Annotated in this window: 9 protein-coding genes; 6 read left to right on the top strand and 3 right to left on the bottom strand. The window is 59.9% G+C overall.

All coding sequences use genetic code 11. From position 1 onward, the window contains the following. Positions 1–5: 5 nt before the first annotated feature. Positions 6–2,981, bottom strand: coding sequence for a type I restriction endonuclease subunit R (locus KH208_RS02205; RefSeq protein ID WP_291433441.1), 2,976 nt, complete (start codon positions 2,979–2,981; stop codon positions 6–8). Between the two features lie 187 nt (positions 2,982–3,168). On the opposite strand from KH208_RS02205, the gene KH208_RS02200 reads away from it, so the two are divergent. From KH208_RS02200 to KH208_RS02175, 6 genes are all read left to right on the top strand, one after another. Then, positions 3,169–3,339 (top strand): hypothetical protein, encoded by a 171-nt coding sequence (locus tag KH208_RS02200; RefSeq protein WP_291433439.1) that lies wholly within the window; start codon positions 3,169–3,171, stop codon positions 3,337–3,339. A gap of 489 nt (positions 3,340–3,828) precedes the next feature. Next, a complete protein-coding gene (locus tag KH208_RS02195; RefSeq protein ID WP_291433436.1) occupies positions 3,829–4,338 on the top strand; it encodes a hypothetical protein in 510 nt (169 codons plus the stop codon). Positions 4,339–4,511: 173 nt separating this feature from the next. Continuing rightward, positions 4,512–4,895 (top strand): DUF2007 domain-containing protein, encoded by a 384-nt coding sequence (locus KH208_RS02190; RefSeq protein ID WP_291433434.1) that lies wholly within the window; start codon positions 4,512–4,514, stop codon positions 4,893–4,895. Positions 4,896–4,975: 80 nt separating this feature from the next. Continuing rightward, a complete protein-coding gene (locus KH208_RS02185) occupies positions 4,976–6,259 on the top strand; it encodes an MFS transporter (RefSeq protein ID WP_291433432.1) in 1,284 nt (427 codons plus the stop codon). Beyond that, the gene (locus KH208_RS02180; protein ID WP_291433430.1) at positions 6,256–6,744 is read left to right on the top strand and encodes a methylated-DNA--[protein]-cysteine S-methyltransferase; all 489 of its coding nucleotides are present in this window, start codon (positions 6,256–6,258) and stop codon (positions 6,742–6,744) included. The genes KH208_RS02185 and KH208_RS02180 overlap by 4 nt, the downstream gene beginning before the upstream one ends. A 175-nt stretch (positions 6,745–6,919) precedes the next feature. Then, the gene (locus KH208_RS02175; RefSeq protein WP_291433428.1) at positions 6,920–11,179 is read left to right on the top strand and encodes a PAS domain-containing protein; all 4,260 of its coding nucleotides are present in this window, start codon (positions 6,920–6,922) and stop codon (positions 11,177–11,179) included. Between the two features lie 98 nt (positions 11,180–11,277). On the opposite strand, the gene KH208_RS02170 is transcribed toward KH208_RS02175, so the two are convergent. Together KH208_RS02170 and KH208_RS02165 are read right to left on the bottom strand one after the other, a co-directional pair. Beyond that, positions 11,278–11,895, bottom strand: a complete 618-nt coding sequence (locus KH208_RS02170) for a nitroreductase family protein (RefSeq protein ID WP_291433425.1) — start codon at positions 11,893–11,895, stop codon at positions 11,278–11,280. Positions 11,896–12,045: 150 nt separating this feature from the next. Beyond that, the gene (locus KH208_RS02165; protein ID WP_291433423.1) at positions 12,046–13,131 is read right to left on the bottom strand and encodes a glycerol dehydrogenase; all 1,086 of its coding nucleotides are present in this window, start codon (positions 13,129–13,131) and stop codon (positions 12,046–12,048) included. Positions 13,132–13,200 lie beyond the last annotated feature (69 nt).

Below are 13,200 nucleotides of genomic sequence, written 5' to 3'. Positions count from 1 at the left end.
TCACCTTACTCATAGGCTCCCAGCCCCGAAATGTCGCGCCCCTTGGCAAGTTTATGCAGCAGAGGGATAAGGTCTTCCATCAGGGCCAGTTCCTTCTGGGTGCGGGCCTTCCAGCCCAGGCCCAGAGGCGCCAGCAGGTCGCTGAGCTGCTCACCGTCAAAGATCATGCGCTGCATGATGCTGTCCACGAAACCTTGCATAGAAGTCGCCTCAAGACCGTGCCTGGCGGCAATGGCGGCCAGATCTTGCGCAGTTTTCTCGGTTTTAAACTGCTCGTAGCCTTCACGGATAGCGGCCTCACTCATCCCCTTGTCAGTGCTCAACGTCTTGATATAGGCGGCAATATCGTCGCGCTCGTCCACAAATTTGGCATCGGCCTGGATAAGGCCGATGAGTTCGTCGCGGGTCATGGACTGCTTGCCCGGAACAGCCTGGGTATATCCGGCAATGAGCTTCATGATATAATCATAGTCGATCACTGCGGAGGAAAAGAGCACAAACTCAAATTCCAGTTGTTGGATCGCCGCATCAGCAGCGGGGTCGGCCTTGCCATCCTTCTTTTCCTGCTGGGCTTTCAGGCGTTGGGCAGTTTCCAGGTACACCCCCTGCAAGCCCTGCAATTGATCGGGAGGGATGAGCTTTTCTATGGTTTCGGCGTGTTCCGGGGTGAGGTCGGTGTACTGGTCAAGCTGGGTTTTCAGGCGCTTGACCTCTTTGAACAGATTGATGAACTGGCAGCGGGCTTCATCACCCTTCAGATTGTTCACGTCTTCCGGGGCGCACGTCAGGCCCTGGGAGTGCATGAAGGCATCCAGCTGCGTGACTGCGCTTTCCAATTTGGTAATGACGGCAGGGGCGGGATCGACAAGCCAAATCTCTCTCGCTGTGTCGGACTTTTCACCGGAAAACATGGCTATGGCCGCATCAACGGCCTTTTCCTGCTGGCGGAAGTCCAGAATCTTGCCATAGGGCTTGGTGTCGTTCAGTACGCGATTGGTGCGCGAAAATGCCTGAATCAAGCCATGATGCTTGAGGTTTTTGTCCACATACAAGGTGTTGAGAAATTTGGAGTCAAAACCTGTGAGCAGCATATCCACCACAATGGTGACGTCGATCTTTTGCGCGTGAGGCAAGTCCTCATTGGGATATTGCTGATCCTTGATGCGCTTTTGTATGTCCTGATAGTACAGGTCAAATTCATTGATGCTGTGATTGGTGCCGTAGCTGGCATTATAATCGGCAATGATAGCCTTGAGCGCAGTCTTTTTCTCTTCGGGGGCTTCGGCGTTATCCAGCTTTTCCTGAGGCAGGTCTTCCTGAATTTGCTGCACATCTTTGTTGCCTTCCGCGGGCGGGGAAAACACGCAGGCGATGTTCAACGGCTCATAATGGCTGTCCGCCGCCGCGCGCTCTGCCTGAACCTCTTTAAAAAGTTGATAATACTCTATCGCGTGAATGATGCCCGATGTGGCAAACAGCGCATTGAATTTGCGCTGGGCGGTGGAGGCATTGTGTTTGTCCAGTATAGCTTCCACAACAGCACGCTTGAGAAGCGGCTCGCCGGGCTTGGGGATGCTTTTGCCCTCCGGCTTGTAATATTCAACAAGAAAACGCAGCACGTTGCGGTCTTCAATGGCATGGGTGATGGTATAGGCGTGCAGCTCACGCTGAAAAATATCTGCTGTGGTTTTATAGTAACCTTGCTCCCCTGTGATTTGCGTATAGGAAGCGTTTGCTTCAAAGATGGGGGTTCCAGTGAAGCCGAACAATTGGGCGTTTGGGAAAAAGTCTTTGATGGCTTTGTGGTTATCGCCAAACTGAGAACGGTGACATTCGTCAAAAATGAACACCATGCGCTTGTTGCGCAGCGGTTTCAGGCGTTCCTTGTAGTTGCCGGGGTTGCCGGCATCGAGGGCAAGCCCCAGTTTCTGAATGGTGGTGACGATGACCTTGTCGGCGTAATCATCGGAAAGCAGCCGCTGCACCAGCGCAGCCGTGTTGGTGTTGGCCTCAACACAGCCTTCCTGAAAGCGATTGAACTCTTCCCGCGTCTGACGGTCAAGGTCTTTGCGGTCAACCACAAACAGACACTTTTCTATGTCCGGGTTGTCTTTGAGCAGGGTGGACGCCTTAAAGGAAGTCAGCGTTTTGCCGCTGCCTGTGGTGTGCCAGATATAGCCGTTGCCGCAGTTTTGGTGAATGCAGTCCACAATGGCCTGGACGGCATATATTTGATAAGGGCGCATAACCATGAGCTTTTGTTCGCTGGCCACCAGCACCATATAGCGGCTGATCATCTCTGCCAGCGTACATTTGGCCAGAAAATGGTCTGCAAAACGGTCAAGCTGGGTGATTTTTTTGTTGTCGTCTCCGGCAAACTGATAGAGCGGCAAAAAGCGTTCATCCGCATCAAAACTGAAATGGCGGTTGTTATTGTTGGCAAAATACCATGTGTCGCTCATGTTGCTGACAATGAATAATTGCAAAAAACAGAGCAGGGTTTTGCCGTAGCCGTTGCCGGGATCATTTTTGTAGTCAACAATTTGCTGCATTGCCCGGCGCGGGCTGATAGCCAGCGTTTTCAGCTCAATCTGCACTACAGGGACGCCATTAATGAGCAATATGACGTCATAGCGGTGGTAGCTGTAATCTGTATTTATGCGGAGTTGGTTGACAACTTCAAAGGTGTTCTTGCACCAGTCTTTGATATTGACGAGTGTGTAGAAGAGCGGTGTGCCGTCGTCGCGTTCAAAGCTGTTGCGTTCGCGCAAAAGCCGGGCGGCACTGAACACATCTGGGGTAATAATTTGTTCCAGCAGGCGTGAAAATTCGCCGTCTGTCAGGCGTACCCGATTCAGAGCTTCAAATTTCTCCCGGAAGTTGGCCTCCAGCGTGGCACGATCGCGGATGTCCTGACGGTGAACATACTTGAGGTCAGTCAGATTCTTTATCAGCTCTTGTTCGATTTGTTGTTCTGTCATGAGCTGCTTGACCCTATTGGAAGGTTAGGCTGTGTTGTGTAACCCGGCTTTCCCATTCACTGGGTGCCCAGTGGGTGGAGTACGAGTCTTCACCAAGAAGGAAATTGACGTGTCCGGATACTATGCGAAAAAGCTTGTTCGTACAATGTGACCTCCTGGGCCGAACACGTATGCGGATGAGTTTCATGTGAAAGTCGAGGTCGCCCACTTGACCAGCGGCAAATACGCCAAGCTGGCAAAGTGTTCGCCGGATACCGCCTTGCGGGATATTCGGGAGCTGATGGAATACGGCATCTTGCGACAAGGGGAAAGCGGCGTACGGAGTACGAGTTATGAAATGATTCACTTCTTAGAATAGCAGTAATGCAATTTCTGCAATCATATTCAATGCGTCGTTGTATATAATTTATGGAGAACAGGCCTGAAAACTAAATTTATCTGAGCGTTGTTGCCGCCATATTATCTTTGGATTAAAGATAAGAAAGCTGTACTCCACCGTGCCCGCCTACCCCTTGCAGGCCATGGCGTTCTTGGCGATAGTATTCGTCGGGAGGGCTGCTGCCGTGCGTCTTCCCGGCCCTGCCCGCTGTTGACAGTTCCCCGCGCCTATGATTCCCTTCTTCCCGGTGCTCAAAACACCTTCCGTAGACGGCTCCCACCCCGACAGACTGTGGGCTTTCTTGCGCTGTGCCTTTGGCACGGCGTAACTTCCCGTATGCTCTTTCCGGGTGTGGGCGAAATACAAGACCGGCTTGCCGGAAAATAGCCCGCTGCTCTGCGGCAGTTTTGAGCACCCGGAACTTTCTGTTTTTGGAAGTTCCGAATCAAAAAACCGTAGAGGTACTCCATGTCCAGTTCTTCCCCGAGCGCACGCCGCTCACGGCCCCAATTTGTCCCGCCTGATGCGGCGTCTCCGGATCTTTCCTGCTCCCACTTCACGGATCTGGCCGAAAAGCTGCAACAGGCGGCCCAGGCCTTGCTGGCTTTTGCGGCAAAAGAACAGCCGGAACCGGCGCAACGGGACACGGCAGCCGCCGCTTCCCCCAAGGCCGCCGGGCCCGCCGGGGAAGTGCCGCACGAATTGCGCTGCTACCGCGTGCCGTCGTATATGCTGAAATATGAGGAGGAAACGCTTGCCGCGCACAAAGCCGAGGATTTATCCGGCCTGCTCGATAAGGTGCATGACGACCTTTATGTCACGGCCTATCTCATGGAACATTTCGAGGATGGTGAGGATATTGACGGCTTCACCGTTCAACTGATCGGCGACAGGCTGCAAACTTCCGTGCATGTTTTGAGTAAAGTCTGCTCTGTCCTTGCGGATTTCAGACCGGCGGAAGCGCCGTTGACAGCCTGAATCTTGTGAGACAAAGGCCCCGGTTTTCCGGGGCCTTGCAAAGCACAGACGGCCGCGCGTCCGTGCGGTGATTGCACCTTCCATTCGCCGCAATTGTTGCGGAGAATGCCAGCCGTATGCGGCGCGGAAGCCGCGCAAGGCTACGCTCCATTCACAAAACCCGGAGGCCGCACATGGCTGATTTCGTCACCGTGGCCGCGTTCGACGCCGCGCCCGACGCCTATATCATCAAGGGCCTGCTGGAGCAGGCGGGCATTCCGGCGTTTATCAGCAACGAGCATCTTGTGGGCGTGCAGTGGCTGTATTCCAATGCCGTGGGCGGGGTGCAGGTGCAGGTTCCGGCGGAGCACGCGGCGGCCGCCCTGGAAGTGCTGCGCGCCGGGCAGGAGGAAAGCCCGGAACAGGAGCGGGATGCGCCCGTCTGCCCGCGTTGCGGCAACAAGGGTGTGGAAAGCGGGCCCACGGGCCTGCTGGCGGCCCTGTCCCTGTGTCTGGGCATTCCGCTCCTGGCCCGCCGCCGCAATCGCTGCGGGAAGTGCGGGGCCACATGGCGCTGAACGGCGCGTCCGGGCGGGCAGGGCGCGCCTGCGCCGTCTTCCGTCTTGGATTTGCCCGGCCTTTGGTGTAGCGTCCCGCAATGGACAAAAAGAAAATCCTCCTTCTTTCGCTGGGGCATCTCTCCTGCGACGTGAACGGCGGCGCCCTGCCCGCCGTGCTGCCGTTTCTGCGGGCCAGCTACGGCCTGAGCTATCAGGCCACGGGCGGCCTGATGTTCGCTTATTCCTGCCTTTCGTCCATTATCCAGCCCCTGTTCGGCTGGCTCTCGGACCGCTTCTCCAAGCCCTGGTTCATTCCCCTGGGCGTGCTGCTGGCCGGTTGCGGTCTGGCGGCCGTGGGCTTCATGCGGGACTACTGGGCCATTTTCGCGGCCATTACGGTCAGCGGCATCGGCGCGGCGCTCTTCCATCCCGAAGGCGCGCGCTACGCCAATAAGGTGTCCGGCCAGAGCAAGGGCGTGGGCCTGAGCATCTTTTCCATCGGCGGCAACAGCGGCTTTGTGCTGGGGCCGTTGCTGGTCACGGGCTGCGTGGGCTATTTCGGCATGAGCGGCACGGCGGTTTTTGCCTGCCTTGCCGTGTGCATGGCCGCCATTCTGCTCTGGCAGATCGTGCACATGACCGGCCTTGCAACGGGCGCGACCGTTGTGCCCGTCCCGTCCGCGCCCCCGACCGAATCCGTTGCGGGCAAAACTCCGCAGGCCGATGCCGCGCCTGTTGACCCTGTTGTGCCTGTCGCGCCCGTTGCCGGGGGCGCGGACAAGGACTCTGAAATCCTCGGCCGCAACAACTGGCGGGAGTTTTCCAAGCTGACCGTCGCCATTGTGGCCCGCTCCACCCTGTTTGTGGGCTTCAATACCTTTATTCCCCTGTACTGGGTCAGTGCCTTCGGGCAGTCCAAGGCCGCCGGGGCGCTGGCCCTGACTTTTTTCTGCACCTGCGGGGTGATCAGCAACATCATCGGCGGCCTGCTCTCGGACCGCTACGGCTGCATCAGGATCATCCGTCTGGCCTTTGTGCTCATGGCTCCGGTGGTCTTCGCCTTCAGCCTGGCGGGCAATCTTTACGCGGCCTTTGCCCTGCTGCCTTTTCTGGGCTTTGTGCTCTATGCGCCTTTCAGCTCCCTGGTGGTGCTGGGCCAGAAACTGCTGGCCAGGAATATCGGCTTTGCCTCGGGCGTGACCCTGGGCCTGGCTACCAGCATGGGCGGCATGGCCGCGCCCTGCCTGGGCTGGATCGCCGACAATTACGGCCTGGCGCGGGCCATTCAGTGCCTGGGCCTGGTGGCCGTGCTGGGCGCGCTGTTCGCTTTTCTGCTGTCCTCGTCCAAAGAGCCCGACCGGGCGCAAGGAACCGCCGCATGATGTACGCGCAGCACTATGATCTGCCCCTGGTCGGCGGGGTTTCCCTGGTGGAGGAGGACGGCCGCATCCTGGCCCTGGACTTGGTCCGCAAGGACGGCGGTCGTAAATCCGGCCCGCTGGCGGCCAATGCCGCCGATGAGGAAACACCTCTGCTGCGCGAGGCCGGACGCCAGCTCAAAGCCTACCTGGCGGGCAGGCTGCGGAACTTTGATCTGCCTCTGGCCCCCAGGGGCACGCCGTTCCGGCAAAAGGTCTGGGCCGCGCTGACCGCCATTCCTTACGGCGAGACGCGCAGCTACAAGCAGATCGCCGAAGCCGTGGGCTGCCCCAAGGGGTGCCGGGCCGTGGGCATGGCCAACAACCGCAATCCCATCGCCATTGTGATTCCCTGCCACCGGGTCATCGGGGCCGACGGCGCGCTGGTGGGCTATGGCGGCGGCCTGCCCATCAAGGAATGCCTGCTGCGCCTGGAAGGCTGCCTTTAAAGCAGGCTGCCTTCCGTTGCGGGCGGGTTGTATTTGCGGCATATCGCTTTGGCCTTTGGAATGTCCGCAATGACGCCGAAGGGCAATGCGATGACTATCCGCCGCACGCCGTTCGGCGCGCGGCAAAGTTGAAAAAGCGGACAGCGCGGCACGCGCGGGAAGGAGCCGGCCGGATATGGGCAAGGATGCGTTTCCATCCAGTGACAAATTATCGCTGATTCTGGACCATGCGCCGGTGGCGGTATATGTCAGCGCGCTTGACACCTGGGAAATACTCTATGCCAACCGGCTGGCGGCGGAGCTGCTGGGCTGTCGGCCCGGCGGCAAGGCCACCTGCTACGGCCTGATGGGTTTTGAGCGGCCCTGTCCTTTTTGCCGGGTCGGCGAAATGAGCGATACGGAGCCCCATGTGCGGGAGTATGTCCGTGGGGGGCGCGTGTATCAGCTCAGCGGCAAGGTCATTGACTGGGCCGGCATCCCCGCCCATCTGGAATACATCCACGATATTACCGAGAAAAAACGGGCCGAAGAGGCCAGTACGGCCCTGACGCGGGAATTGCGCTCGCTGCTGGACAATATGCCCGGCGGCCTGTGCGTCTACCGTTTCGACGGCGAAAAACTTTTCCCGGTCTTTCACAATCCCGCCTTTTACAGCCTCCTGGGCTACTCGGACGAGCACATCGCCCGCACACAGCGGGAAACCAGCTACCTGAACGTGCATCCCGAAGACGTGGAAGCCCTGAAGGCAAGCATTGCGGCGGCCATTGCGGACGAGGGCGTCGCGCGGCACACGTACCGTGTCTTTCACGACGGGAAAAAAGAGTACATCTGGGTTCAGCTTGAGCTGGCGGCCCGGCGGCAGGCCGACGGCACGTTCCTGCTGTACGGCGTGTACACCGACATAACCGAGCGGCATCAACTGGAGCGTCGGCTCGCCGAGGCGCACGAAAAGACGCAGAACATCATCAACGCCATTCCCGGCGGCATCGCGGTCTACAACGTGACGGACACCATTACGCCGGTCTTCTGCTCCGAAGGCGTGGCCGCGCTTTCGGGCTATACGAAAGAGGAATATCTGGCGCTGCGGGGCAACGACGCCTTTCAGGTTGTGTATGAAGAGGACCGGGAACGGGTGCGGGCGGCTGTGCTCAGCGCGGTGCGCAGCGGCGAACCGGTGGAAATATCCTACCGCATCCTTCACAAGGACGGCCGTCTGGTCTGGCTGCATCTGAACGGCAGGCGCATGGGCGCGCTGACCGGCCCCACGACCTTCTACGCCGTGTTTACCGGCATGTCGGCGGAGACAAAGCTCTATCAAAGCCTGGCCAACGAGGCCGCGGACGGCATTTACGTCATCGGCAGGGAAGACTACAGCCTGCTCTATGTCAATGAGCGGGTCAATCTGTTCATGGACGGGGAAGCCCTGGTTTCGGGCCGGAAATGCCATGCCGTCCTGCACGGCAGGCAGAAACCCTGCGAGTTCTGCAATCTCGACCGCCGCAACGACGGCCGGAAGCGCCAGGACATGGTGATTCCCGGCTCGGACAGAATCTACGCCACAGCCACGCGCGAGACCGACTGGAACGGCATTCCCGCCTATGCCAGGTATGTGACGGATATTACGGAGAAAGTGCGCATCCGCAAGGAAAAGGAGCGGTTGGAGCGCTACTACCAGACCCTGATCCGCCATCTGCCCGGCGGCATTACGGTGCTGGGCTGCGCCGCCGACGGCACCATTGTGCCGGAATTCATCTCGGACGGTTTTGCCGCCATGACCGGCATGACGCTTGAACAGGCCTACGCGCTGTACGGCAGCGACGCCGGCGCGGGCGTGCATCCCGAGGACGTGGACTATGTCCTGGCCCGCATCCGCGGGCAGGTGGAAACGGGCCTGGATTCCTGTGAAACGGTTTACCGGCTGCGCAAGGGCGAACAGGACTACATCTGGGTGAAAAACATTTCCGCCCTGATTCCGGATGAGGACGGCAACGCCCGGATTTACGCCGTGTTCAGCGACGTCACGGAAGACATGAACGAACGGGCCGAGCTGCGCAGCCGCTACAACGACATGCTCATAGAGCATCACAAGGGCTTTGCGCACGGCGAAATCATCACGGGCCACTGCAACATCACCCGCAACTTTATCATTGAAATTACGGACCAGACCAACAGCCGCCTGCTGGAGACATTCGGCACGGCCCGTGAGCCGTTTTTCACGGGTCTGGCCGGGCTGGTCGTGGACGAGAACGAGCGCCGCGCCTTTCTGGAGAGCTTTCTCGCCCCGCCGCTGCTGGCGGCATTTGCGCGCGGCGACCTCAAACATGAGCTGGAGTGCTTTGTCAAATTGCCCGCCGAGACGCAGGGCCGCTATGTCCGGATCGTGGTCAAGCTGGTGGTCTCCCCGGACAGCGGCGATCTCATCGGCGTTCTTTCCGTGCTGGACGTGACCGAGCAGAAGATTTCAGAACAGATCCTGAACCGCCTGGCCCACGCGAGCTATGATTTCCTGGCGGATGTGGACCTGCGGCGCGACAGCTACAAGGTGCTTTCCTTCAACCACCGGGCCAGCGCGTTGCCGCCGTCCGAGGGCGGCTATGCCGCGCAGGCCGCTTACCTTCTCCAGTCTCTGGTGGTGCCCAAGGACAAGGAGATTTGCGCCAGGATGCTCGACCGGGACTACATGTGCCGGCGCCTGGAAAAGGAGGGCTCCTACTCCTTCCACTATTCCCTGACGGATGAGAACGGCGAAATCCTGACCAAAAACATGGTCGTCTTTTCGATCGACAAAAAACTGGGCCGGGTCTGCCTTTCCCGGACGGATATTACGGAATCCGTGCGGGAACAGAAGGCCCTGCTCAACATGCTGGCCTATACCTTTGATCTGGCCGGTTTCCTCAATCTTGCCACCGGAAGTTTCGTCATCCACACCCGGGAAACCGTGCTCCGCAACCTTGCCCCGCATACCACAGAGGATTTTGACCTGGCCCTGGAGAAGTTCATCCGTCATGCCGACACGGAGGAGGGACAGGACGAGGTACGCGGGCAATTGTCCGTGGAGACCATGCTGGCGCGCTTGGCCGAACAGCCCGAAGGTTATGAATTCACCTTCCCCTGCCGCTCCGAAGCCGGACTCCGCCACAAGCAGATCAGCGTTCTCTGGGGCGGGGAAAATCACCAGACCATCTGCCTGGTGCGGGCCGATGTGACCGACGTGCTCAGGGCGGACCAGCAGACCAGGGAGCAGCTGAAAAACGCGCTCGCCCTCGCCCGGGAAGCCAGCCAGGCCAAGACCGACTTCCTTTCCTCCATGAGCCACGACATCCGCACGCCCATGAACGCCATTGTCGGCATGACCGAACTCGCCCTGGCCCGGCGCGACAATCCCGTTCAGATCGACGAGAGCCTTGCCGTCATCAGGACCGCCTCGGAGCACCTTCTCCGCCTGATCAATGATATACTGGACATGAGCCGCATTGAAAGCGGCCATATAGTTCTGGTCAAGGAGCTGTTCAGCCAGCGGGAGGAAGTGGAAAAAATCGTGACCCGGTCCCAGGCCCTGGCCGGGAAAAAGGGGCAGACCTTCAGTCATTCCTTCCAGGTCCGCCATGACAAGTGCATCGGCGATGTTCTGCGCATCCATCAGATTCTCGAAAATCTGATCAGCAATGCCGTCAAGTTCACGCCCGAGGGCGGCCGCGTCTCCTTCGCCGTCACGGAGTTGCCGCAAAAGAACGAGCAGATCGGCTGGTACCGCTTTGTGGTTGCGGATACCGGCATCGGCATCAGTCCGGAGGATATCCCGCATATCTTCGAAGTGTTCTTCAGGGTGGAGAGTGCCCGCGTCGGGCATACGGAAGGCACCGGCCTGGGGCTTTCCATCATCAAAAATATTGTGGACTACAAGGGCGGCACCATCAAAGTGGAAAGCGAGCCGGGCCAGGGCACGCGCTTTACGGTGGACCTGCCCCTGCACCTGGCGGACGCGCCGGACGCCCCGGCCCCGCCGGAGGTCGCGGAGAGCGTCGAAGAGGATGTGGATATTTCCGGCCTGCGCGTGCTGCTGGTGGAGGACAATGAGGTGAACCAGCTGGTGGCGCAACGGATTCTTGAAAGCGAAGGCGTGGCGGTGAGCATCGCCGACAACGGCAAGGCGGGTTGGGAAGCCTTTGAGAGCAGCGCGCCGGATGCCTTTGACGCCGTTTTCATGGATATCCAGATGCCGGTCATGGACGGCTATGAAGCCACCCGCGCCATACGGCGGAGCGGGCATGCCCGCGCGGCGGACATTCCCGTCATCGCCATGACGGCCAATGCTTTTGCCGGGGACGTCCGGCGCTGCCTGAACGCGGGGATGAACGCCCATATCGCCAAGCCCATCGAGCCGGGAAAGCTCTTTGAACTCTTGTGGAGGCACACAAGAGGCCGCGCCTCCTGAGCCGTTTATTTCCAGGTGCCCGTCATGACGAAAAGGCCGTTGCCCGAAAGGGCAACGGCCTTGGTCTGCCCGCGGCAACGGGCCGTCGCAGGGGCACGTTACTGAATCAGGCCCACGGTCTGGGCGATGAGCACGCGCCAGCCGTCGGGCAGGGGCAGTTTGCCGTCCAGGGCCGAAACGCCGGAAGCGTGCACATAGTTGCCCAGCCCGGCGGAGGCACAGTAGAGCCCGGCGTTCTGGTAGAGCGAACCCACGTGCATGCCGGACCAGCGGCCCTCGGGCGCGGCATAGAGCAGCACCAGCGAGCCGCCGCCCGCCGCGTCGCGGTAATCGCCGCTCAGTTCCCGGATCAGGGCGTGTTGGGCCGCGTCATAGCGCCAGACGCCGTTTTCCCGCACCACGTAGATCGTCACTTCCTGGCGGTTCATGGCCGAAGGCGCGGTGCGGCGGCCGTCGGGCCGGTTCACGCCCCAGGTGGCCCAGAGCAGGTTGCTCAGTTCCTGGGCGGACAGGGGCGCGCCGGTATAGCCGCTTTTGCTGGAATGACGTTCGGCCAGGGCTTGCATCAGGGGCATGCCGCCCTTTTTGTCCGGCGCGGGCAAATCCATGCGCGCGCCGTCGGCGGAAACCGCCCGTGCCGGACCGGCCGGGCTCAGGCTGAGCGCCAGTACGGCCAGACCCGTACTCAGGGACATCAGAATGTTGCGGATGCTCATTGTTGTCTCACTCTTGGGAAACGCCGCCTAATGGTCCTTTTGCTCTTTTCCCGCGCCGGGCTGGCCCTGTGCGCGATGTTTGCCTTTCGGCAAAGAACAAACATTTTCATCAGTCAGCGCATCCCTTAGTTTGTCGGATGGTTTCATCAATCAGGCGCGCAGGGCGCGGCCCAGGCCGTCCGCCGCCAGAACGGCGTCGGTCAGTTCCTCCGGCGTGACGTCGCCGATCATGTTGTGGATGCTTTCGCCCGGCGCGCAGGCCTTCGCGGCGGCCACGGCCACCCGCGCGGGGTCGGTGACGCCCATTTCCGCCAGGGTCACGGGCAGGCCCACATTCAGACAGAAGTCCTGCACCTGGCGCAGTTCCGCGCCGGGCGCGTTTTCCAGCAACAGTTGCACGATGGTGCCGAAGGCCACCACGCTGCCGTGGGCCGCAGTGCATTCTTCCAGGGCGGTGAAGCCGTTGTACACGGAGTGGGCCACGCACAGGCCGCCGTTGTCCGCGCCCACGCCCGAGAGGTAGATATTGGCCTCAATGATCGCCTCCACATCCGGGGTGAGCAGATGCCGCTCCACGGCGGCCTTGGCCCGTGCGCCGTTTTCCAAAAGGGTTTCGTAACAGAGGCGGCAGAGAGCCAGGGCCGAGCGGGTGATGCCGCCGTTTTCCAGGCTGGGGGCTTTGGCCCTGGCGCACATCCGGGCTTCGAAATAGGTGCCCAGGGCGTCGCCCATGCCCGCCACCAGGAATTTGACCGGCGCGTTGGCGATGACCGTTGAATCCACCAGAACCACGTCGGGATTTTTCGGATAGAAAAGGTATTTGCTGAACGAGCCGTCGTCCTTGTAGATGACCGAAAGCCCGGTGCAGGGCGCGTCCGTGGCGCTGACTGTGGGAATGACCAGCACGGGCAGGCCTTCATAATAGGCCGTGGCCTTGGCCGTGTCGATGGCCGAGCCGCCGCCCACGCCGGCCACGCAGTCAATGCCGTGAGCGCGCACGATGTCGCGCATGCGTTGAATTTCGCCCTCGGAGCTGTGTCCGCCGAAAATCTCGAAGCGGATGGCGGCCTCCTTGCCGGCAAAACTTTGCTCCAGGTGGGCGCGGCAGGCCTTTTCACCGCTGCGGCTGCAGATGAAGAGGAAGGATGTACCCAGATTTTTGGTTTCGCCATACGTGGAAAGCAGGGCGTCCTTGCCCTGGATATATTTTGCGGGTGCCCGCATCAGTTTCAACATTGGTATTCTCCTGTGTTCTTCTTGGGAAATAAAAAGCACGCGGCGCGCCCAGGGGGCTTGTCGCGTGCT

Source organism: Desulfovibrio sp. (assembly GCF_018379785.1).
Lineage (GTDB): Bacteria > Desulfobacterota > Desulfovibrionia > Desulfovibrionales > Desulfovibrionaceae > Desulfovibrio.
Note: the sequence above shows the minus strand (reverse complement) of the source record. Positions and strands in the feature narration are given on the sequence as shown.

Excerpts from the sequence above, each read along its gene's own strand:
- KH208_RS02205 (WP_291433441.1), bottom strand. The coding sequence starts at position 2,981 with ATGACAGAACAACAAATCGAACAAGAGCTGATAAAGAATCTGACTGAC.
- KH208_RS02195 (WP_291433436.1), top strand. The coding sequence starts at position 3,829 with ATGTCCAGTTCTTCCCCGAGCGCACGCCGCTCACGGCCCCAATTTGTC.
- KH208_RS02190 (WP_291433434.1), top strand. The coding sequence starts at position 4,512 with ATGGCTGATTTCGTCACCGTGGCCGCGTTCGACGCCGCGCCCGACGCC.
- KH208_RS02185 (WP_291433432.1), top strand. The coding sequence starts at position 4,976 with ATGGACAAAAAGAAAATCCTCCTTCTTTCGCTGGGGCATCTCTCCTGC.
- KH208_RS02180 (WP_291433430.1), top strand. The coding sequence starts at position 6,256 with ATGATGTACGCGCAGCACTATGATCTGCCCCTGGTCGGCGGGGTTTCC.
- KH208_RS02175 (WP_291433428.1), top strand. The coding sequence starts at position 6,920 with ATGGGCAAGGATGCGTTTCCATCCAGTGACAAATTATCGCTGATTCTG.
- KH208_RS02170 (WP_291433425.1), bottom strand. The coding sequence starts at position 11,895 with ATGAGCATCCGCAACATTCTGATGTCCCTGAGTACGGGTCTGGCCGTA.
- KH208_RS02165 (WP_291433423.1), bottom strand. The coding sequence starts at position 13,131 with ATGTTGAAACTGATGCGGGCACCCGCAAAATATATCCAGGGCAAGGAC.